Genomic DNA, 22709 nt, shown 5'->3' with positions numbered 1-22709 from the left:
TTTCTGGGGCAGCGGAGGGGGCATGCCGGGGAATCTCAAGGGCGCGCTTCTGGCGCTGCTGTCGATGGGCATCTATTCGACCCATGACGTGATCATCAAGTTTCTGGGCGCGGGCTATCCCGCGTTGCAGATCCTGTTCTTCTCGGCCCTGCTGTCTTTCCCGCCCATCGCGATCCTGCTGCTGCGCGATCCGACCCACGGGACATTGCTGCCGCGTTCGCCCTTCTGGGTCACGCTGCGATCAGTCTGTATCGTCAATTCCGGCATCTGCGGCTTTTACGCCTTTTCGGTGCTACACTTGGCGCAGGTCTATTCGATCCTGTTCGCCTCGCCGCTGATCATCACCATCCTGTCGGTGCCCTTGTTGGGCGAGCGCGTCGGGCTGGCGCGCGGGGCGGCGGTGGCGGTGGGCCTGCTGGGCGTGCTGGTGGTGCTGCGACCGGGCTATGTGGAACTGAGCCTGGGCCATTTCGCGGCAATGCTCGCGGCTTGCACCAGTGCCTTGGCGGCCGTCTCGGTGCGCAGGCTGGGGCGGTCGGAGCGAACGGTCATCCTGATCCTGTGGCCGATCATCGGCAACTTCATCCTGACCGGCCTGTCGCTGGGGCTGGCCTATCGCCCGATGGCCGGGATGGACCTGGCGCTGACCGGGCTGATCGCGCTTCTGGGCCTGCTGGCGGGCTTCCTGCTTATCCAGGCCTATCAGGCCGGTGAGGCCGCCAATGTCGCGCCGATGCAATATTCCCAGATGCTATGGGCGATCGGCTATGGCTGGCTGCTGTTCGACGAACATCCCGATTCGGCGACGCTGACCGGGGCTGCGCTGATCATCGGCTCGGGTCTGTTCATCTTGATGCGGGAACGCAGCGGCGCATCCCGCCTGCGCCCGGTGACCGAGGCCCGGCTGCGATCCGAAACCGTGACCGCGCCGCGTCCCAATCTTTTGCGGCGATTGCTGCGTCGGGAGTGAATTGGGGCAGAAAACCGCACGACCCCCCTTGCATTCCCTTTGGCGACGGGCTACCTGCCGCCTCACGGTCGGAGCGTAGCGCAGCCTGGTAGCGCACCTGCTTCGGGAGCAGGGGGTCGGAGGTTCGAATCCTCTCGCTCCGACCATATTTTCCCGAAATTCACCCAAGTGAAAATCAGCCACAGACCCGATGCCGGGTCCGCTGGCCGTTTCAGTAGATCCCCAGATCGCGCATGATCGGGGTCCAGTCCTTGATGCGCTGGCGCGACTTCTGTGGCTGCTTTCCTGCGACTGCATGGGTGATGATATTCATCATCGTGGTCATCGGGCCGGTGGTTTCCAGAAACGCATCGACCTTGGTTCCGACATGGAAGACATAGGGCGTATGCGCCCCGGCCCATGTGTTCACCTCATCGGTGACGACGACGGCATCCATGCCCAGCTGGCGCGCAAGGCGCAGGATCGGCAGCGCCTCGCGGGCATAGGGGGCCATCTCGACCATGATCAGGCAGTGCCGTTCCTGACCACGCCGCTGCGACGGGATCAGCGCCACCAGCCCGTCATCATTGGGTGACAGGAACCGGACCGAACCGCGCACGATCGACAGGCGGCGGGTGAAATCCTCGGCCACGCCCCGGATGGTCTGGAAGCCGACGACAAAGACCTCATCCGCCTCGGCAATGGCGGTGATTGCACCGTCCCATGCCGGTTTCTCGATCTCGGCCGCCAAAGCCAGCACCGCATCGGCATCGCGCTTGAGGATTGTCCCCAGCTCTCCGTTCAGCAGGCGCGTATAACGCTCTGAGGGCGACAGGTGGATGTTCACCAGCGCGCCCTGCAATTCCTCCTTCAGCCCCGCCAGCCCCCTGAAGCCGGCGCGTTTCAGGAATCGGCTGACGGTGATCTCGCTGACGCCGGTCTTGGTCGCGACCGACGCCCCGGTTTCCAACCCCAGCGTCGCCTCGTTCATGACCAGCCATTGCGCGATCATCGCCTCGGATTTCGTCAACTCACCGGGAATCCTGCGCAATCTGGTGGCAAGCGGGGACTCGTCGGGGTTTTCTGCTGATGAATGCATGACAGAATTTACAGCACGATTTTCCAATGTTAGCGTTCTGTCAAAGAATAACATGCCTGAGTCGGATGGGGGAAACTAATTCGGCTCATAACAAGGCGATAACTGGGAGAATCACGATGAAGGCACAGGGAATCGCCCTGGCCTTGGCCCTTGCGGCCGGGTCAGCGCATGCCGAGGGAAATCTCGCGCTTTATAACTGGGGCGATTACATCAACCCCGATATCCTCACCAAATTCACCGAGGAAACCGGGATCAAGGTGACGCTCGACACCTATTCCTCGAACGAGGAAATGCTGGCCAAGATCCAGGCCGGGGCCGCGGATTACGACGTGGTCTTCCCCTCGGTTCACATGAACGACATCATGTTGAAACTGGGGCTGCTGGAAAAAACTGGCATCAATGAAAGCGCGGCTTTCAAGAATATCGACCCCGCCAACCTGCGGTCGAAAGAAGATCCGAAATCCGAATATTGTCTGCCTTATGCATGGGGCACCGTCGGCATTTTCTATAATGAAAAAGTCACCGGCCCGATCAATGGCTGGCAGGATTTCTTTGCCATTCCCGAGAAAACCGGCGGCAAGATCACGCTTTTGGACGATATGCGCGAGGTTCTTGCGGTCGGCCTGATGATGAGCGGCAAATCGGTCAACGCGACCGACCCGGCCGAGGTCAAGCTGGCCACCGATTACATCCTGACCCAGAAGCCCAAGGTCACGGCCTTCACCTATGACATCGCGACGCTGCTGACCTCGGGCGACATCGCCGCCGCGCAGTATTTCGTCGGCATGAACATGATCACCAAGCCCATCGAGGGGATGAAATACGTCATCCCGGCCGAGGGCGCGACCATGTATCAGGAAAACATGTGCGTCCTCGCCTCGGCCCCGCATAAGGACGAAGCGAAGAAGTTCATGGAGTTCTTCCTGCGTCCCGAGATCGCCGCGATGAACGCCGCGACCGAGTTCAACGGCTCGGCCAATATCCCGGCCCGCGACCTGATCCCCGAGGATCTGCGCAAGGACCCGAACATCAACGTCCCGGCCGAGACCATGGCCCGGCTGCAGATCTTCGAGGATACCGGCAAGGCGCTCAAGCTTTACGACCGGGCCTGGAACACCATCCGCACGACCCAATAACGTCTGTTCCGGCGGCCTCGGAGGAGGGGCCGCCCCCTAGATGGAAAGATTTCATGGCTTCCCTGGAAATCCGCGCCGCTAGGCGCCATTTCGTCACGCCTGAAGGTGGCCGCGTCGCGGCTTTGGACGGCATTGACCTGACCGTCGGCGCGAATGAGTTCGTGACGCTTCTGGGCCCCTCGGGCTGCGGCAAGACCACGCTTCTGCGCGCCATTTCCGGCTTCGAGGCACTGGATTCCGGCTCGATCCGGCTGGACGGGACGGATCTGGCAGCGCTGCCGCCGTTCAAGCGGCCGGTGAACACGGTCTTCCAAAGCTATGCCTTGTTCAGCCATATGAGCGTCGCGCGCAACGTGGGCTACGCGCTGGAAGTGCGCGGCGTCGATCACAAGACACGCGAGGCGGCGGTTGAAAGCGCGCTGGCCAAGGTCGGCCTGACCGGTATGGGGTCGCGCAAACCGAACCAACTGTCAGGTGGCCAGCGTCAGCGCGTCGCCCTTGCCCGCAGCATCGTCGCCGAGCCGCGCCTGCTGCTGCTGGACGAGCCGCTTTCGGCCTTGGACCGCAACCTGCGCCAGCAGATGCAGATCGAGCTGAAGGCCCTGCAATCCCGTCTGGGCATCGCCTTTGTCTTCGTGACCCATGATCAGGAAGAAGCCCTGACCATGTCCGACCGCATCGTTGTCATGCGCGCCGGCCAGATCGAGCAGATCGGCACCCCGCGCGAGATCTATCGCCATCCGCGCACCCGCTTCGTCGCCGAATTCATTGGCGAAACCAACCTGTTCCACGCCACGGTCGACCGGATCGAGGGCGCTCAGGCACTGGCCCGCACCGCCCAAGGCGTCGAGATGCTCCTGCCCGCGACCGGCTTGCGCCGCGGCCAAGCCGTGACCGCCGTGCTGCGCCCAGCCGATTTCCGCCTTGCCGATCAGGGCATCAAGGGTCGGGTGACGCGTGCCGTCTATCTGGGTTCCGACCTGCAGCTTTACGTCCAGCCCGATGCCGGTGGCGAGGAAATCCGCGTCACCGCCCGCGACGGCGCGAACGCGCCCGCGACCGGCGCGGCGGTGCATCTTTCCTACGCGCCCGAGGCTGCCCATGTGCTGGAGGCTGCGTAAGCTCATGACCCGTCAGAACCTTGTCCTGACGACCCTGCTGGCACCGGTGACGCTGTTTCTGGGCGTCTTCTTCCTGCTGCCGCTGGTGATCATCGGGCTATTCTCGATCCTCAGCCCCGGCCTTTACGGCGGGGTGGAGTGGAGCTTTTATCACTGGAACTATGGCCGCATCTTCGGTTGGGCCGACGGCATCGATGAGATATTCGAGCCGATCTACCTGCAGATCCTGCTGCGCTCGCTGGGCTTTGCCGCGATGACCGTCGTGCTGTCCTTGCTGCTTTGCTACCCGGTCGCCTTCTGGGTCAGCCGCCTGTCGCCGCGCACCCGGCTGTTCTTCCTGTTTCTGGTGACGCTGCCCTTCTTTTCCAGCCTTGTCGTGCGGCTTTATGCGTGGCTTCTGATCCTGAAACCCTCGGGGCTGCTCAACAGCGCGCTGATGGGGATCGGCGTCATCTCGCAGCCGCTGGAAATCCTGTACACCCCGGCGGCGGTGGTGCTGGGCATGGTCTATATCATGGTGCCCTTCATGTTCCTGCCGCTTTACTCGGCGGTGGACAACCTTGACCGCGCGCTGATCGAGGCCTCGATGGATCTGGGCGCGAACCGCATCCAGACCTTCTTCAAGGTCATCCTGCCCCAGACCCTGCCGGGCATCATGGGCGGCGCGGTCATCGTCTTCATCCCCTCGGTCGGCAACTTCATCGTGCCGGACCTGCTGGGCGGCGCGCGCGGGCTGATGATCGGCAACCTTGTCGAGCAGCAATTCCTGTCGGCGCGCAACTGGCCCTTTGGTGCCGCGCTGTCGATGATCATCATGAGCGTGGTTCTGTTGGTCCTGCTCAGCTCGCTGGGCCGGGCGAAAAAGGCGGGAGTGTAAGATGCGCAATCCCATCGGTTGGGCCAGCCTGACGCTGTTTTCGCTGGGCTTCTTTGCCTTCATCTACGCGCCGCTTTTCGTCATCATCGGTTACTCGTTCAACTCGAACCCGGTGAACATGATGGTCTGGGACCATTTCACGCTGGACTGGTATCGTGGGCTGTTCGGCCTTGCGCGCGAGCAGCTTAGCGGCTCGGTCATGCCCGCCTCGGGTTATGTCGAAAGCACCGGGCATATGCTGGCGGCTTTGCGCAATTCGCTGATGGTCGCGTCAATCACCACGGTCATCTCGACAGTGATCGGCACGGCCACTGCCATTGCGCTGTCGCGCTTCCGCTTCCGGCTGAAGGGCTTTTATAGCGGCTTCCTGATGCTGCCGATGATGATGCCCGATATCGTGCTGGGCATCGGTCTGCTGATCTTCTTCGTGACGATCGGGATGCAGCTTTCCATGCTGACCATCATCATCGGTCACTGCACCTTCCTCAGCAGCTACGTCTTCATCATCGTGCAGGCGCGCATGGCCGGGCTTGATCCCGCGCTGGAAGAAGCCTCGGCCGATCTGGGTGCCTCGGAATGGCTGACCCTGCGCAAGGTGCTGCTGCCGCAGCTGGCACCGGGCATCCTTGGCGGGGCGCTGCTGGCCTTCGTCATCTCGATGGATGATCTGGTCATCACCTATTTCGTCGCCGGGACCGACAACACCACGCTACCCGTCTATATCTTTGGCATGATCCGCCGCGGCGTGAAGCCCGAGATCAACGCCATCGCCACCCTCATCATCCTTGCCTCGGTCGTGATCGCGGCCGCAGGTTTGTGGCTTCGCGCCAGAAAGACCGACTGACATGAGCAAACCTCGCGCCCGCGACCTTGGCCTGCCCTTTCCCGGCACGCCCGGTCCCCTGAACGCGATCACCGACGTGCCCGGTCTGGCGGTGGGTTTCTGCACCCTGACCGACCCTGAGAAGAAGATGCGCACCGGCGTCACCGCCATCCTGCCGCGCCCCGGCAAGCAGCCGAAACCCGTCTGGGCCGGGCAATATTCGCTGAACGGCAATGGCGAGATGACCGGCACGCATTGGGTCAATGACGCGGGCTATTTCGTGGGCCCCGTGATGATCACCAACACCCATGGCGTCGGCGCGGTCCATCACGGCACCACCAAATGGATGATCCAGAACTATTCGGATTACTTCACCACCGAGCACGCATGGGCCATGCCCGTCGTCGCTGAGACCTATGACGGCGTCTTGAACGACATCAACGCCATGCATGTCGAGCCTGACCACGCCATCGCGGCGCTGGATGCGGCCACGACCGGCCCAGTGGCGGAAGGCTCGACCGGCGGCGGCAATGGCATGATCTGCTATGAGTTCAAAGGCGGCACCGGCACCTCGTCGCGCAAGCTGCCGATCGGCGGGCAGGAATATACCGTCGCTGCGCTGGTACAGGCCAATCACGGCATTCGCCCTTGGCTGAGCGTGCTGGGCCGTCCCGTCGGCCAACTGATGCCGGAAGGCGCGCTGCATTCGCGCGAGATGGGCTCGATCATCGTGATCATCGCCACCGACGCGCCGCTTTCGGGTCTGTCGCTGCGCCAAGTGGCCAAGCGTGCGGCCATCGGCATCGGTCGCGGCGGCACGCCGGGCGGGAACAATTCGGGCGACATCTTCTTGGCGCTGTCGACCGCCAATGACGGCCCGATGCCCCAGCAGGCCGAGGCGCTTCTGACCAAGCAGGAATTGAACAACGAGCTGCTGGACAACCTGTATATGGCTGCGGTCGAGGCAGTCGAGGAATCGGTCGTGAACGCCATGGTCGCGGGCGTCGATGTCCCGACCGTCAAGCCCGAGGGTAAGACCTGCCACGCCATCGACACCGCACGGCTGCGGGCGATCTTTGCCCCCGAGGCTGACCAGCCGAAAGCAAAGCTCGCACGGGTCTGAAAAGCAGACGGGCCCCGCAAGGGGCCCGCGCGAAGGATGCGCCCGCTTGTCACAAGGCGGGCGTCGTCGTTTCAGTCCATGCTGACATTGGCGGCTTTCACCACCGGCTCCCATTTCGCCATCTCGGCGGCGACATGCTTGCCCAGATCCTCGGGCGACGAGGCCACGATGGTGGCAGAGAACTCGCCCATGCGTTTGGCAACCTCAGGATCGGCCATGGCTTCCAGCGCCGCCTTGTTCAGCGCGGCGATCGCCTCGGGCGGGGTGCCAGTGGGGGCGAAAAGCGCGTTCCAGCTATAGGTCTCATAGCCGGGCAGGGTCTCGGCAATGGCCGGGACATCCGGGAAGGACGGTGCGCGCTCCTTGGTCGTCACCCCCAGCGCCTTCAGCTTGCCGCTGGTGATATGGCTTGAGGCCGAGGGCAGGTTGTCAAAGATGATCGGCACTTGATTGCCCAGCACGTCCGTCAGCGCCGGACCCGAACCCTTATAGGGGATATGCGCGATCTCGGTCCCTGCCATCGAGTTGAACAGCGCGCCCGACAAATGCAGCGGTGTGCCATTGCCCGATGAGGCAAAGGACAGATCCTCTTTCTTCGCCAGATCGATCAGCTCCTGCACCGAGTTCACCGGCAGTTCCGGGTTCACCGCCAGCACGTTCGGGACCAGCACCAGCAAGGACACCGGCGCGAAATCCGCCACCGGGTCATAGGGTTTCTGCTTCAGGATCAGCGGGTTCAGAGCATGGGTCGCGACCGTACCCATCAGGATCGTGTAGCCGTCGGGATCAGCCTTGGCCACTTGCTGCGCGCCCAGACTGCCGCCCGCGCCGCCGACATTCTGGACCACGATCTGTTGGCCCAAGGATTGGCTCATCCGTTCGGCGACGATGCGGCCGACCACATCGGTCGAGCCTCCGGCGGCGAAGGGGATGACCAGCGTGATCTGGCGATCGGGGAATTCGGCGCTGGCGGCGCCTGCCAGCCCCATCGCCATCGCGGCGCCCAGAGCCAAGCGGCGGGTCAGTTTTATGGTCATGTTCTTCCTCCCTTTTGGTTTTTCATGCGTCGCTCTCGCTGAAGACCTCGTCCCGGCGCTTGCGGATCTGCGGCAGGAAGACCAGCACCAGCACCGCAGCGGTCATCAGCAGCAGCGTGGCGCTGATCGGGCGGGTGATGAAGGTGGTCGGATCGCCACGCGACAGGATCATGGCGCGGCGCAGGTTTTCCTCAAGCAGCGGTCCAAGGACGAAGCCCAGCAGCAAGGGTGCCGGCTCGCAGCGCAGCTTGGACATCAGGTAGCCGAGCAGCCCGAAGAAGGCGACAGCATACAGATCGAAGGTGTTCGAGGCGACCGAATAGACCCCGATCGAGCACATCGCCATGATGATCGGGAAAAGGATGTAATAAGGCACCGACAGCAGCTTCACCCACAGCCCGATCAGCGGCAGGTTCAAGACCACCAGCATCAGGTTGCCGATCCACATGCTGGCGATGATGCCCCAGAACAGGGCCGGTTGTTCGCTGACCACGTTCGGCCCCGGCACGATGCCTTGGATGATCATCGCGCCGATCATCAGCGCCATCACCGGGTTCGCCGGGATGCCCAGAGTCAACAAGGGAATGAAGCTCGTCTGCGCGCCCGCGTTATTGGCACTTTCGGGACCGGCCACGCCTGCCAACGCGCCCTTGCCGAATTCCTCGGGGTGTTTCGACAGCTTCTTTTCGACGGTATAGCTGGCGAAGCTGGCAAGGATCGCGCCGCCGCCCGGCAGGATGCCAAGGAGCGATCCGACAGCTGTGCCGCGCAGGATCGGGCCGAGCATCTGACGAAACTCGTCGCGGGTGGGGAACAGACGGCTGATGTTCTTGGTCATTACCTCGCGGTCATGCTCATCCTCGAGGTTGCGCAGGATCTCGGCGATGCCGAAAACGCCGACGGCAAGGGCCACGAAGTTCAGCCCATCCGCATATTGGGTGATGCCAAGGGTGAAGCGTGGCGCGCCGGTATAGATGTCGGTGCCCACGAGCCCCAGCAGCAGCCCCAGAACGACCATGGCCAAGGCCTTCAGGACCGAGCCATGCGCCAGGGCCACCGACATCACCAGACCCATGACCATCAGGCTGAAATACTCGGCGGCGCCGAATTTCAGCGCGATGGTGGTCAAGGGCGGCGCAAAGATCGCGACAAGGAAGGTGGCGACGGTTCCGGCAAAGAACGACCCGATCGCGGCGGTGGCAAGCGCGGTTCCCGCGCGGCCCTTCCGCGCCATCTGGTAGCCGTCGATGGCGGTCACGGCAGATGAGCTTTCGCCCGGCATGTTGATCAGGATCGCCGTGGTCGAGCCGCCATATTGCGCGCCGTAATAGATCCCGGCCAGCATGATCAGCGAGGATACCGGCTCCAGCTGGAAGGTGATCGGCAAGAGCATGGCGATGGTCGCCGTGGCCCCGATGCCGGGAAGCACACCGATCAGCGTGCCAAGGATGACGCCGATCAGGCAGAAGGCGAGGTTTGCCAGCGACGAGGCGACAGAAAAACCCAGCGCGAGATTGTTTAGAAGATCCATTTCCGCCCCCTCAGAATGGCAGCCAGGGGCCGAAGCGGCGGAAGGGCAGGCCAAGGCCGTAGCTGAAGATCAGCGTCGAGGCGATGGTGACCACCACCGCCAGAACCAGCCCATGCAGCGGCTTCAATCTGTGCGAGGCCTGAGCCGCGATCAGCGCGGCCAGAAACAGCGCCGGGACAAAACCCAAGCCCCGCACCGTCAGCCCGAAGAAGACCGGCGCGGGCAGGATGAAGGCCATGCCGCGCCACGCGACCTTGCCGAAGGGTTCACCCTCGCGGCCAAAGGCCTTCAGAAACACCAGCAGTCCCAGCACGAACAGCAGCACCGACAGGACCATCGGGAAATATCCCGGCCCCATGCGCAGCGACGTGCCGATATCCAGCCCGGTGGTCTGCCAGCCGAAAAACAGGGCCGCCGCCATCAGCAGCAGCCCCGTCGCAATGTCGGTTCCGTCCTTGGGTTTCGTGGACATGTTCTTCCCCCTGTCAGATGAGGTCCCGCCGCGGCTAGCGCGGCGGGACCGGAAGGATCAGTCGGCATAGACGCCGGCGGCGTCGATGACCGGCTTCCAGCGGGTGATCTCGGATTCAAGCTTGGCCTTCAGCGCGGCGGGCGTGGCATCCGCGGCGGGCGAGGGCGCGGTGCCCAGCTCGGCCATGGCCTTGATCACGCCGTCATCGGCAAGTGCCGCTTGCAGGGCTTTGGACAGGCGCTCATTCACCTCGGCGGGCGTGCCCTTGGGGGTATAGATGCCGTGCCAAATGGCGAATTCCAGGCTGTCCAGACCCGATTCCTTGGCAGTGGGCAGGTCGGGGAACAGGGGCAGGCGTTCGGGCGTGGTCACGGCATAGGCCTTGATCGTGCCGCCTTGGATCTGCTGGGTGGTGTTGGTGGTCTGGTCGCACATGATATCGACTTGGCCCCCCAGAAGGTCCGTCATCGCCGGACCCGTGCCCTTATAGGGGACGGTGACCAGCGGCGTGCCCAGCGACTGCATCAACAGCATCCCGCACAGATGCGAGGCAGCACCAATCCCGGCATTGGCCAAGGTCAGCTTGTCGCCGTTGGCCTTGACGTAATCCATGAAGCCCTTGAAATCCGCGGGCTCGAAATCCTTGCGGGCGACGACGACCATCGGGACCTCGGTCACAAGGCCCACATATTCAAAGGCGTTCAGCGTGTCATAGGCCAGGTTGCGATAAAGCGTGGCCGATGTCGCCATGCCGATATGGTGCAGCAGCACGGTGTAGCCATCGGGATCGGCCTTGGCGACCTGACCCGCGCCCAGAGTGCCACCGGCACCGCCGACGTTTTCCACGACGATCTGCTGGCCCAGATCGGCGGACATCTTTTCCGCGACCAGACGCGCCACGGTATCGGTCGGCCCTCCCGCCGAGAACGGCACCACCATCGAAATCTGACGCTCGGGATAGCCCTGCGCGAATGCCGGTGCGGTCAGCATGGTCGCGCCGATCAGCGCGCCGAAAAGCTTCTTGAAAGCCATTTTCCCCTCCCAAGGAATGATCGGCGGTCTCCCCTGTGCCGCCGCTTGGCTCAGACTGCGCCGTGCCGTGCCATTGCACCAAATGCTAATCCGCGCAGATCGGGTCTGTTCGTGCGGCTTGCAGTCGGAATGGGTGGAAAGGGTAACATCAGTCATCCGCGATGGGTGGATTTCCACCCATCAGCCGCCTTCATCCCCGGCATCGATGATCAGACGGCGGTCCAGCGCGTATTTCTGCATCTTTTCATAGAGCGTCTTGCGCGAGATCCCGAGCGTCTCATAGACGGGCCGCAAGCGCCCGCCATGCGCGGCGATGGCCCCGGCGATCAAGCCGCGCTCGAACTCGGCCACCCGGTCGGAAAGCTTCGCACCGGGGGCAGGGGCGGGTTCCGCTCCCTCAAGGCCCAGTACGAAACGCTCGGCCAGATTGCGCAATTCGCGGACATTGCCGGGCCAGTCCCGTGCGGCAAGTCCCGACAGCAGCGCCGCCGGAACCTCGCGTTCGGGGATATTGTGGCGCGCGGCGGATTCGCGGACGAGTTGCAGAAACAGCAAAGGAATATCCTCGCGCCGCGCGGCCAGGGGCGGCACATGCAGCACCGCGACATTCAGCCGCCAGAACAGGTCCTCGCGGAAGGCTCCTTGCGCAACCAGCGCCGCCAGATCGACCTTGCTGATGGCAATGAAACGCACATCCAGCGGCACCGGATCGTTCGAGCCCAGCCGCGTGATCACCCGTTCCTGCAAGACCCGCAGCAGCTTGGCCTGCAATTCCAGCGGCATCGAGCCGATTTCGTCCAGCAGCACCGTGCCGCCGCGCGCATGTTCGAACTTGCCGTAGCGCGGCCGCAGCGCGCCGGGAAAGGCCCCGGCCTCATGTCCGAACAGTTCCGATTCGATCAGTGATTCCGGCAGGGCGGCGCAGTTGATGGCGATGAAGGGGCGCCCGGCGCGTGCGGAAATATCATGCAGCGCGCGGGCCACGACCTCTTTGCCGGCGCCGGTCGGGCCAATGATCAGCGCATCCGCGTCCGAGGCCCCGATGGCCCGCAGCCGGTAGCGCAGATCGACCATGACCTGCGTGCGGCCCGGAAGCCGAGCCTCGACATCGTCGCGCTTGCCCGCGACGGCGCGCAGGCGGCGGTTTTCAAGGACCAACCCGCGATGGTCCAGCGCCCGGCGGATGACGGTCGCCAGTTCCTGCACGACAAAGGGTTTTTCGATGAAGTCATAGGCCCCGCCGCGGATCGCCTCGACGGCCAAGGGCACCTCGGCGTGGCCGGTGACAAGAATGACCGGGATCTCGGGATCGACCTCGTGCAAACGCCCAAGCAGGGTCATCCCGTCCATGCCGGGCATCCGGATATCACTGACCACGACACCCGCGAAGCCGGGCCCGGCCAAGGCCAGCGCCTCATCCCCGGTGGCCAAGGGTTCGACCGCGAATCCCGCCAGTTCCAGCGCCTGCGCGGTTGATGAGCGCATCTGTTCGTCATCATCGACCAGCAGCACGCGCCCGGTCATGCCGCCACCCCGGCAGGTTCGGCCACGGGCAGGCGGATGCAGAACTCGGCCCCCGGTGCGGCATTGCGGCAGGTGATCTCTCCGCCAAGGTCGCGGATGATATTGGCGCTGATCGACAGGCCCAACCCCAGCCCCGCGCCCATACCCTTGGTGGTGAAGAACGGGTCGAAAATCCGCGCGGCGATCGCCTCGGGCACGCCCGGCCCCCGGTCGCGGACCCGGATCAGCACCTGTCCGTTTTCCGCATGGGCGGTCAGGGTGATGCGGCGGTCAGGCTGGCCTTCGACCGCATCGGCGGCATTGGTGATCAAGTTCACCAGCACCTGTTGCAGCCGGGTCGGACCGGCACGCAGGCTGGGCAGATCGGTGGGCAGTTGGCAGTCCAGCATCGCGCCGCTGCTGGTCAGCCGCGCCTCGACGATGGTGCGGGTTTCCTCGAGCAGCGGGGGCAGGGCGACCGCCCCCAGCACGTCATCGGGTTTCCTCGCCGCCTGCCGCAGATGCTTGCCGATGGCCGCCATGCGATCGACCAACGCCAAAATCTGGCCGATATTTTCGCGCGCACGGGTGTAATCGCCGCGCTCGATCAGGATGGCGGCGCTGTCGGCATAGTTGCGTGCCGCCGCCAAGGGCTGGTTGATTTCGTGGGACAGCGAGGCCGACATCTGCCCCAGCGCGGCCAGCTTGCCCACCTGCACAAGGCTTGCCTGCGCCGCGCGCAGCTCGGATTCAGTGGCGCGGCGCTCGGTGATTTCCTGTTCCAGCTGGCTGTTGGCGCGGGCGAGGGCCGCCGTGCGCTCGACCACGCGGCGTTCAAGTTCGGCATGGGCAAAGCGCTCCAGCGCCAGCCGTTCCGCCGCCTGCGCCCGTCGCTGTCGCCACATCAGCGCGCAGATCCCCGCCGCTGCCAGCAGCAGAACAAGCCCCGCCACCGCCAGTTGCGCCTCGGCACGCAGATCGGCGCTGTCCAGCAGCACATGCACCGTCCAGCCCGCATCGGGCATCTCGTCCGAGGCGATGATATACGCCGCATCGGCCAGACGCAGGATCGGCACGCCATGCGAGGCCGTGCGGCTTACGGGGAATTCCGTCAGCGGCGTTTCGGCATAGCGGCGCGAGGCCGCGCTGCGGGCCAGCCGCTCGGGCGTCAGCGGCAGCAGGCTGTGATACAGCCAGTCCGGTTCGGATGACAGGAACACCGTCCCATCCGGGTCGCTCACCAGCACCCGGTATTCGCCGCCGCGCCACGATTGCTCGATCCGGTCGACGCCGATCTTGACCGCGACGACGGCGGTGATCCGCCCCAGATCGTCCCTGACCGGGGCCGAGAAATAATACCCCCTGACCCCCGAGGTCGTCCCCACACCGTAAAACCGTGCCGTCCTCCCTGCCATCGCGTCGATGAAATAGGGGCGATAGCTGAAATTCTGGCCGATGAAGCTTTGCGGCCCCTCGGGCGTGGAATGGGCGATGGTCTGGCCGTCGGGCAGGATCAGGTAGATGTCCGAAGCCTGCACCGCAAGGTTCTGTTCGGCCAGCCACTGGTTCGTCTGCGACTGCAAGACGGGATTGCCGGGATCGGCGGCAAGCTGATGGATCAGGTCCAGATCGCCGACCAGTTGCGGTACGACCTCGAACCGCGCCAGATCGGCCTGAAGCGCGTTCACCGTCAGCCGCAAGGCCGTGGCGGCCCGGCTTTGTCCGGCGCTCAGGTAATGCTGAAAGGCCAGTTGCGCGCCAACCCAAAGGATCAGCGCCAAGGCCGCCCCGCCCCAAGCTGCGCGCCAGATCAGCCGCATGTCACACTCTCCTCATCCTCGGAAGGGAATGTGACAGGCGGGCCGGTGCCGCGCAATGATGCCGTCAGATCACCAGCACGCCGGAATGCTTGGCCTTGTGTTCGGGTTCCACGTGGATCGTGATCAGCGCGCCGGGCAAATGGCCTTTCAGCGCCCGCTCGACCCGGTCGCAGATGTCATGCGCCTGATCGACGGTGGTCTGGCCGTCGACGACCAGATGAAAATCGATGAAGGTCTTCGGGCCAGCATGGCGGGTGCGCAGGTCATGCGCCTCGATCGCGCCGGTCGCCTCATCCGAGATGGTGCTGCGGATCTTCTCCATCATGTCCTCGGACACGGCCTCGTCCATCAGCCCGGAGAGCGAGGATTTCATCACCCGCCATCCCGACCACAGGATATTCACCGCGACCAGCGCCGCCAGTGCCGGGTCCAGCACCGACCAGCCGGTGATGACCGCCAGCGCCACCCCAATGACGACGCCGCCCGAGGAAATCACGTCCGAAAGCAGGTGATGCCCATCGGCGACCAGTGCCGGCGATCTGAGCTGCCTGCCACCACGGATCAACACCCAGCACCACCAGCCATTGATCACGCTGGCGGCGATGTTGATTAGCAGCCCCTCCAGCGGAGCATCCAGCACGCGCGGATTGAAAAATCCATGCACGGCCTCGCGCATGATCAGCAGGGCGGCGACAATGATCATCACCCCCTCCAGCACGGCGCTGAAGAACTCGGCCTTGTGATGGCCGTAAGGATGCTCGCGGTCGGCGGGGCGCGCGGCCACGCGGATGGCGATCAATGCGGCGACGGCAGTCGCGACATTCACTGTGCTTTCCAGCGCATCCGACAGCAACGCGATCGAGCCGGTCAGCCACCAGGACAAAGCCTTGAGGGCGAGGACGACCAGTCCGACGAAGATGCTGCCAGTTGCGATTCTTACGGTCGCGGACATGCGCGATTCCCTAGCTCGAATCCATGGAAGCGGCGTTTTAACGGCTTGCGCGCGTCGGGCCAACCGCCTGCCGCGATTTCTTGGGGCGATGGCGCTTTTTTCACGCTCAGTGCCGCCTTCGGCGGTTTGGGTATTTGAGAAACGGTGAATTCCTCAATGCTGCGAGCGCTTTCTTCGTTTTTCAAATACCCCAGCAAGCTCGGTCGCCGGTCAAACGCGCGCTGCGGTGAGCGAGAAAAAGAAACGGGGACCGCTTGGCCCCCGTTTCCTCCCTGTTATCGCTTACTCTGCCGGGACCGCCGCCAGATCCTCGACATCCGCGATGGGATGCTTCAGGTGCGGCAGCATTTCCTTGGGGCAGACCTGCAGGAAATTGGCCTTTTCCTCGGCCCAGTTCTGCAGGATCTCGCCCGCCCGGCGCGAGTTGGTTTCCTTGAAGTGGCGCTCGATCAGACCCTTCAGCTCGTCCTCCCAATGCGATTGGGTGACGGGACACAGGATCAGCGTCTCGGCGTTGATGTAATCGCGGGCCATGCCTTCGGGGTCGTAGAGATAGCCCATGCCCCCGGTCATGCCCGCGCCGAAGTTGGCGCCGATGCGGCCAAGGATCACGGCGACGCCGCCGGTCATGTATTCGCAACCGTTCGAGCCGCAGCCCTCGATCACCACTTTTGCGCCCGAGTTGCGCACCCCGAAACGCTCACCCGCACGGCCTGCCGCGAACAGGTAGCCATCGGTCGCACCGTAAAGCACGGTATTGCCGATGATTGTGTTCTCGGCCGCGGTCAGCGGGCTTGCCATCGGCGGGCGCACGACGATGGTGCCGCCCGACAGGCCCTTGCCGACATAGTCGTTGGCATCGCCCGAGACCTCGATCTTGAGGCCCGGTGCTGCAAACGCCCCCAGCGACTGGCCCGCCGAACCCGTCAGCCGCACCGTCAGGTGGTCGGGTTGCAGGTTGTTGCGCATGCCAAAGGTCTGCACGATCATCGACGAGGTCCGCGTGCCGACCGTCCGCAGGGTGTTCCTGACCGCATAGGACAGCTGCATCTTTTCGCCATCCGAGAAGAAGCGGCTGGCGTCGCGGATGATTTCGGCATCCAGCGTGTCCGGCACGGCATTGCGCGGTTTCGAGCGGTCGTAGACGATCTTTTCCGAACCATCCACGGTGATCAGCAGCGGGTTCAGGTCGAGGTCATCGAGCGACTTGTCACCACGGCTGACCTGCGTGAGCAGATCGGCCCGACCGATGATCTCGTCGAGCGAACGGGCGCCGATGCTGGCGAGGATCTCGCGCACTTCCGTGGCGTAGAAGGTGATCAGGTTGACCACCTTGTCCGCCGAGCCGTTGAACATGGCGCGCAGCTTTTCGTCCTGGGTGCAGACGCCCACCGGGCAGGTGTTCGACTGGCACTGACGGACCATGATGCAGCCCATGGCGATCAGTGCGGCGGTGCCGATGCCATATTCCTCGGCCCCCATCATCGCCGCCATGACGATGTCGCGGCCGGTCCGCAGACCGCCATCGGTGCGCAAGGTCACGCGGTCGCGCAGGCGGTTCATCGCCAGAACCTGATGCGCCTCGGTCAGGCCCATCTCCCACGGAAGACCGGCATATTTGATCGAGGTGGCTGGGCTGGCACCCGTGCCGCCATTGTGCCCCGAGATCAGGATGATGTCGGCTTTCGCCTTGGCCACCCCGGCCGCAATCGTGCCGACGCCCGAGCTTGCCACCAGCTTCACCGTGATCTTGGCGCGCGGGTTGATCTGCTTCAGGTCATAGATCAGCTGCGCCAGATCCTCGATCGAATAGATGTCGTGATGCGGCGGCGGCGAGATCAGCGTGACGCCCTTGGTCGAGTGGCGCAGCCGGGCGATCAGGTCGGTGACCTTCATGCCGGGCAGCTGGCCACCCTCGCCGGGTTTCGCACCTTGGGCGACCTTGATCTCCAGCTCTTCGCAGGCGTTCAGGTATTCGGCGGTGACGCCGAAACGACCCGAGGCCACCTGCTTGATCTTGGCGCAGGGGTTGTCGCCATTCGGCAGCGGGTGGCTGTGTGCCGGGTCCTCGCCGCCTTCGCCGCTGTCGGATTTCGCACCGATGCGGTTCATGGCGATGTTCAGCGTCATATGCGCCTCGGGGGACAGCGCCCCCAGCGACATGCCCGGCGTCACGAAGCGCTTGCGGATCGAGGTGATCGATTCGACTTCTTCCAGCGGCACCGGCTTGCCAAGCGCCTTGATGTCCAGAAGGTCGCGCAGGTGGATCGGCGGGTTTGCCCGCATGGTTGCCGTGAACTGCTTCCAGACGTCATAGGACGCCTTTTCGCAGGCCAGTTGCAGCAGACGCATGGTGTTGGCTTCCCATGCATGCTTCTCGCCCGAGCGACGCGCCTTGTAGAAGCCGCCAACCGGCAGCAACTCGGTCGCTCCGGTGTCGAAGCCCTTGGCGTGGATGCCCTCCAGCTTGGCCTGCAACCCGTGCAGACCGATGCCGGAAATCCGCGACTGCATGCCGGGGAAATATTCCGCGACCATGGCGCGGGACAGGCCCACCGCCTCGAAGTTCAGGCCGCCGCGATAGGAGGACAGGACCGAGATGCCCATCTTGGCCATGATCTTGAGCAGGCCCGCGTCGATCGCCTCGCGATAGTTGCGCATGTTCTCGATCAGGCTGCCGGTCAGCAGGCCGCGCTCGATGCGGTCGGCAATGGTGTCCTGTGCCAGATAGGGGTTCACCGTGGTCGCGCCGCAGCCGATCAGCACCGCGAAGTAATGCGGGTCGACGCATTCGGCCGAACGCACGTTCAGCGAACAGAAGGTGCGCAGGCCCTTGCGGGTCAGCCCGCTATGCACGGCGCTGGTGGCAAGGATCATCGGCAGGCCGATGCGGTCCGGCCCCAGTTTTTCGTCGGTCAGGACCAGATGGCCCGCACCAGAGCGCACGGCATCCTCGGCCTCGGCGCGGATGCGGGCAAGGGCTTCGCCCATTGCCTCGGGGCCGGCGCCATCGGCAAAGGTGCAGTCGATCTGCGTTACCGTCTCGCCGAACAGCTTGGTCATCTCGGCGAATTCGCCATTGGCGACGAAGGGGCTTTCCAGCACCAGAATCTCGGTCTGGGCCGAGGATTCATCCAGCACGTTCTTGAGGTTGCCGAACCGCGTCTTCAGGCTCATCACGCGGGTTTCGCGCAAGCTGTCGATCGGCGGGTTGGTGACCTGGCTGAAGTTCTGGCGGAAGAAATGCGACATCGGACGATACTGGCCCGACAGCACCGCAGGCGGCGTGTCGTCACCCATCGAGGCCAGAGCCTCTTTGCCGTCCTCGGCCATCGGGGTCAGCATCGATTCGATTTCTTCGATCGTGTAACCGGCGGCGATCTGGCGACGGCGCAATTCGTCGGCGTGGAAGACCACCTGCTCGGGCAGGTCCTTCATCACCTCGGACAGTTGCACGACCTTTTCCAGCCATTCGCCAAAGGGCTGGCTGTTGGCCAGGCGGTCCTTGATGGCGCGGTCGTGGTAAAGGCGGCCCTCTTTCATGTCGACGGCGATCATCTGGCCCGGCCCAAGCGCGCCTTTTTCGCGCACGGTGGTCTCATTGACCGGAACCATGCCAGCTTCCGAGCCCGCGATCAGCAGGTTGTCGCCGGTGATGACGTAGCGCAGCGGACGCAGGCCGTTGCGGTCCAGACCGCCGCATACCCAGCGGCCATCGGTCATCGCAAGGGCGGCGGGGCCGTCCCACGGCTCCATCACGGCGTTGCAATAGGCATACATGTCGGCCCAGACCTTGGGCATGTCGGTCGTGGCTTTCGACCATGCTTCCGGGACCAGCATGGTCTTGGTCATCGGGGCCGAGCGGCCCGAGCGCACCATGACTTCGAACACCGCGTCCAGCGCCGCCGAATCCGACGATCCTGCCGGGATGATCGGCTTGATATCCTCGGCCATCTCGCCAAACGTGCGGCTGGCCATGCGGATTTCGTGGCTTTTCATCCAGTTGGTGTTGCCCTTCAGCGTGTTGATCTCGCCGTTATGGGCCAGCATGCGGAAGGGCTGCGCCAACCACCACTGCGGGAAGGTGTTGGTAGAATAGCGCTGGTGATAGATGGCAAAGGCCGATTCAAAGCGCTCGTCTTTCAGGTCGGGATAGAATTCCGCAACCTGCTCGGCCAGCATCATGCCCTTGTAGATGATCGAGCGGCAGGACAGCGACGCGAAATACAGCCCTGCGATCTGGGCTGCGATGGCGGCTTTCTCGATCCGGCGACGGATGATGTACAGCTCGCGCTCGAACTGCTCGTGATCGATGTCCTTTTCGCAGCGGATCAGGATCTGCTCGATCTCGGGGCGGGTGGCATTGGCCTTTTCGCCCAGAACGGCGGTGTTCACCGGAACGTGGCGCCAGCCATAGATGTAATGGCCCATGCGCAGGACTTCGGATTCCACGATGGTCCGGCAGGATTCCTGCTGCGCGAAGTTCGTGCGCGGCAAGAAGACCTGACCCACGGCGATCAGCTTGGACTGGTCGGGCTCATGCCCGGTGCGGCGAACCTGATCGTAGAAGAAGGGGACGGGGATCTGCACATGGATGCCGGCGCCGTCGCCGGTCTTGCCGTCGGCATCGACCGCACCGCGGTGCCAGATCGCCTTCAGCGCGCCAATGCCGCTTTCGACCACCTTGCGGCTGGCCTTGCCGTCAAGGCTGACCACCAGACCGACGCCACAGGACGAATGCTCGTCCTCGGCACGGTAAAGCGAGTTCTCCGCCATCCAGTCGCGGCGGGCCTGTTCCTGTTGTTCCCAGTCCATCACGTCCGTGCCTCCTTCAAGATCATAAGCTGCCTGAGCAGATCGGGCTTTCCACCCCGGACCATCTGCAGGTCGCAATCATATTCCGGCTTGGTCTCGCCAAATCCGGGCTGTCCCGGAAAGGCAAAGCTTACCGGACTGTCATTGGTATTCTCGCTGGCGCCGGTCCAATCGCTGGAGGTCTCGACGCCACCGTAAAAGCGGCCTTGCGCGCGGCTGATGAATTGCTGCCCCTCGCGCTTGATCAGCTCGTCGCCGGACTCGCTGTAGGTGCTCAGCCGGAACTTGGTGATTTCCAGCTCGACCCCGTCGATATCGACCTTGTCGCCGGTCAGCTCGTCGCGGCCGACATGGTGCAGCCGCTCGCCATTGTTCGAGCGCGTCCAGAAATCGAATTCATCCGCGCCGGTCTTGGTCAGGGTCGAGAATGACGCGTCATCCCTCGCCCCTTCCTCCAGCGTGTCGACCAGACCGGTGTTCAGGTCGGTGCTTTCCATCCAGCGAGTCTCGCGGTCGATGCGGGACTGGTAGGTCGGCCCGTCCGGGGTGAAGTAGACCACCCATTGATCGCCCGGAGCATCCGCGCTGCAGCGATAATGCTGCGAGACCGTGCAGCCGCGATTCTGCACCGTGACCTCCAGCTTGCAGCCTTGCGGCGGCGTGAAGTTCGCCGCCATGACGGGCAGGGCAGAAAAGGTCAGCAAGGCTGCCATTCCTGCAATCCCGCGCGCAACATGCAACGCGCGCTGCCGGTCTACGCGCGGTGTACAGCCTGTGGTCGGCTTGTGCACCATGGTCACACCCCTATTCGGCGGCAACGCGGGCAGCGCCGGTCAGGTAGCCGGCGATGCTGTCGGCGGCCTCGCGGCCGTCGCGGATCGCCCAGACCACCAGGCTTGCTCCCCGCACGATGTCGCCCACGGCGAAAACGCCGCTCAGGCTGGTCTGATGGGTCTGGAAATCGGCCTTGATCGTGCCCCAGCGGGTCACTTCCAGACCGTCCACACCCCAAAGACGCGGCAGTTCCTCGGGCTCAAAGCCAAGCGCCTTGATGACCAGATCGGCGGGCTCGTCGTAATCGGCGCCTTCGATCAGTTCCGGCGACTGGCGGCCCGAAACATCGGGCTGGCCCAGACGCATTTTCTGCACGCGGACGGCGCTGATGGTGGGCACGTCGCCGACTTCGTCCATGTCGCGTTCCTGCGCTTCCATGGCCTCTCCGGTGACATGACCGGTAAAGGCGCCGGGGGCGGAAAGCCACACGAATTCAACGCCTTCTTCCTCGGCGTTCTGCACTTCGCGCTGCGAACCCGGCATGTTGGCGCGGTCGCGGCGATACAGGCATTTCACCGATTGCGCGCCTTGGCGGATCGCCGTGCGAACGCAGTCCATCGCGGTGTCGCCGCCGCCGATGACGACGACGCGCTTGCCCTTGGCGTTCAGTTCCCCATCCAGATAATCGGGAATCTCGTCGCCCAGATCCACCCGGTTCGAGGCGGTCAGATAGTCCAGCGCCCGCACCACGCCCTTGGCGTCGGCATTGTCCAGATCCAGATCGCGGGTCTTGTAGACGCCCGTGGCGATCAGCACCGCGTCATGCTTGCCGCGGATCGCGTCAAAGCTGATATCCTCGCCGACATTGGCGTTCAGGACGAACTCGACCCCGCCATCGGCCAGCAGCTTGTTGCGGCGCTCGACCACGTCCTTCTCCAGCTTGAAGCCGGGAATGCCATAGATCATCAGCCCGCCGGCGCGGTCATGGCGGTCATAGACGGTGACCTGATAGCCCATGCGGCGCAACCGGTCGGCAGCAGCAAGGCCGCCGGGGCCAGCGCCGATAATGCCAATAGATTCAGGATGCTCGACAGGCGGAACGATGGACTGGACCCAGCCTTCTTCCCATGCGGTGTCGGTGATGTATTTCTCGATCGCGCCGATGGTCACGGTGCCGTGGCCCGATTGCTCGATGACACAATTGCCTTCGCACAGACGGTCCTGCGGGCAGATGCGACCGCAGATTTCCGGGAAGGTGTTGGTTTCCTGGCTGCGCAGATAGGCTTCCTGCGTGCGCCCTTCGGCGGTCAGGCGCAGCCAGTCCGGGATGTTGTTGTGAAGGGGGCAGTGGCTTTGGCAATAGGGGACGCCGCATTGGCTGCAACGGCTGGCCTGTTCCTTGGCCTTCGCCTCGGCGAATTCACGATAGATCTCGTGGAAATCCTCCGAGCGGGATGCCGCGTCACGCTTTTCAGGCATTTCACGCCCGATGGTGACGAACTTGAGCATCTTTTGCGTGGCCATGGCTGCGCATCCCCCCGAAATCTGACTGGTCAGAGGGTGATAAAACACGGCTGAAATGATTAAAAGTCAGCACGACTGACCTATTTGACGATTTTTCCCGCTACAGGACTAAAATCGCCCC

At 63.8% G+C, this 22709-nt stretch carries 17 protein-coding genes and 1 tRNA gene; 7 read left to right on the top strand and 11 right to left on the bottom strand.

Features of this window, described 5'->3' with window-relative positions; all coding sequences use genetic code 11:
- The first annotated feature begins 22 nt into the window (after positions 1-22).
- Complete coding sequence (locus IB235_RS04335) at positions 23-970, top strand: DMT family transporter (protein WP_192335778.1); 948 nt, start codon at positions 23-25, stop codon at positions 968-970.
- 69 nt (positions 971-1039) lie between these two features.
- Positions 1040-1116: transfer RNA gene (locus IB235_RS04330), tRNA-Pro, on the top strand.
- A gap of 65 nt (positions 1117-1181) precedes the next feature.
- Here IB235_RS04330 and IB235_RS04325 read toward each other — a convergent pair.
- Positions 1182-2048, bottom strand: a complete 867-nt coding sequence (locus tag IB235_RS04325) for a MurR/RpiR family transcriptional regulator (protein ID WP_225612035.1) — start codon at positions 2046-2048, stop codon at positions 1182-1184.
- A gap of 116 nt (positions 2049-2164) precedes the next feature.
- Between IB235_RS04325 and IB235_RS04320 the strand changes: the two genes are divergently transcribed.
- The 5 genes from IB235_RS04320 to IB235_RS04300 are packed head-to-tail and all read left to right on the top strand — an operon-like array spanning position 2165 to position 7128.
- Entirely contained in the window at positions 2165-3184 is a 1020-nt protein-coding gene (locus IB235_RS04320) for a spermidine/putrescine ABC transporter substrate-binding protein (protein WP_192335774.1), read from the top strand.
- Positions 3185-3237: 53 nt separating this feature from the next.
- The gene (locus tag IB235_RS04315; protein WP_192335772.1) at positions 3238-4305 is read left to right on the top strand and encodes an ABC transporter ATP-binding protein; all 1068 of its coding nucleotides are present in this window, start codon (positions 3238-3240) and stop codon (positions 4303-4305) included.
- Positions 4306-4309: 4 nt separating this feature from the next.
- Positions 4310-5182: an ABC transporter permease gene (locus IB235_RS04310; protein WP_225612034.1), complete on the top strand. Its 873-nt coding sequence runs from the start codon at positions 4310-4312 to the stop codon at positions 5180-5182.
- A gap of 1 nt (position 5183) precedes the next feature.
- On the top strand, positions 5184-6026 hold the full coding sequence (locus tag IB235_RS04305) for an ABC transporter permease (RefSeq protein WP_155038354.1): 843 nt from the start codon (positions 5184-5186) through the stop codon (positions 6024-6026).
- Between the two features lies 1 nt (position 6027).
- Entirely contained in the window at positions 6028-7128 is a 1101-nt protein-coding gene (locus IB235_RS04300) for a P1 family peptidase (RefSeq protein ID WP_192335768.1), read from the top strand.
- Between the two features lie 71 nt (positions 7129-7199).
- Here IB235_RS04300 and IB235_RS04295 read toward each other — a convergent pair whose 3' ends face one another.
- The 10 genes from IB235_RS04295 to IB235_RS04250 all read right to left on the bottom strand — a co-directional run bounded on the left by IB235_RS04295 (position 7200) and on the right by IB235_RS04250 (position 22588).
- Positions 7200-8165 (bottom strand): tripartite tricarboxylate transporter substrate binding protein, encoded by a 966-nt coding sequence (locus tag IB235_RS04295; RefSeq protein ID WP_155038352.1) that lies wholly within the window; start codon positions 8163-8165, stop codon positions 7200-7202.
- A gap of 22 nt (positions 8166-8187) precedes the next feature.
- Positions 8188-9696, bottom strand: coding sequence for a tripartite tricarboxylate transporter permease (locus IB235_RS04290; RefSeq protein WP_192335766.1), 1509 nt, complete (start codon positions 9694-9696; stop codon positions 8188-8190).
- 10 nt (positions 9697-9706) lie between these two features.
- Positions 9707-10168, bottom strand: a complete 462-nt coding sequence (locus IB235_RS04285) for a tripartite tricarboxylate transporter TctB family protein (RefSeq protein ID WP_192335764.1) — start codon at positions 10166-10168, stop codon at positions 9707-9709.
- 57 nt (positions 10169-10225) lie between these two features.
- Positions 10226-11200, bottom strand: a complete 975-nt coding sequence (locus IB235_RS04280) for a tripartite tricarboxylate transporter substrate-binding protein (protein WP_192335763.1) — start codon at positions 11198-11200, stop codon at positions 10226-10228.
- A 180-nt stretch (positions 11201-11380) separates the two neighbouring features.
- On the bottom strand, positions 11381-12724 hold the full coding sequence (locus IB235_RS04275) for a sigma-54 dependent transcriptional regulator (RefSeq protein ID WP_192335762.1): 1344 nt from the start codon (positions 12722-12724) through the stop codon (positions 11381-11383).
- A complete protein-coding gene (locus IB235_RS04270; RefSeq protein WP_192335761.1) occupies positions 12721-14523 on the bottom strand; it encodes an ATP-binding protein in 1803 nt (600 codons plus the stop codon). The genes IB235_RS04275 and IB235_RS04270 overlap by 4 nt, the downstream gene beginning before the upstream one ends.
- Positions 14524-14587: 64 nt before the next feature.
- A complete protein-coding gene (locus tag IB235_RS04265) occupies positions 14588-15475 on the bottom strand; it encodes a cation diffusion facilitator family transporter (protein ID WP_192335760.1) in 888 nt (295 codons plus the stop codon).
- A gap of 282 nt (positions 15476-15757) precedes the next feature.
- On the bottom strand, positions 15758-20290 hold the full coding sequence (gene gltB / locus IB235_RS04260) for a glutamate synthase large subunit (RefSeq protein ID WP_192335759.1): 4533 nt from the start codon (positions 20288-20290) through the stop codon (positions 15758-15760).
- A complete protein-coding gene (locus tag IB235_RS04255) occupies positions 20290-21003 on the bottom strand; it encodes a hypothetical protein (RefSeq protein WP_225612033.1) in 714 nt (237 codons plus the stop codon). Before IB235_RS04255 ends, gltB begins: the two co-directional genes overlap by 1 nt.
- A gap of 91 nt (positions 21004-21094) precedes the next feature.
- On the bottom strand, positions 21095-22588 hold the full coding sequence (locus IB235_RS04250; RefSeq protein WP_192335758.1) for an NAD(P)-dependent oxidoreductase: 1494 nt from the start codon (positions 22586-22588) through the stop codon (positions 21095-21097).
- Between the last annotated feature and the right edge of the window lie 121 nt (positions 22589-22709).

Source organism: Paracoccus sp. PAR01, from assembly GCF_014851995.1.
GTDB classification, from domain to species: Bacteria; Pseudomonadota; Alphaproteobacteria; order Rhodobacterales; family Rhodobacteraceae; genus Paracoccus; species Paracoccus litorisediminis.
Note: the sequence above shows the minus strand (reverse complement) of the source record. Positions and strands in the feature narration are given on the sequence as shown.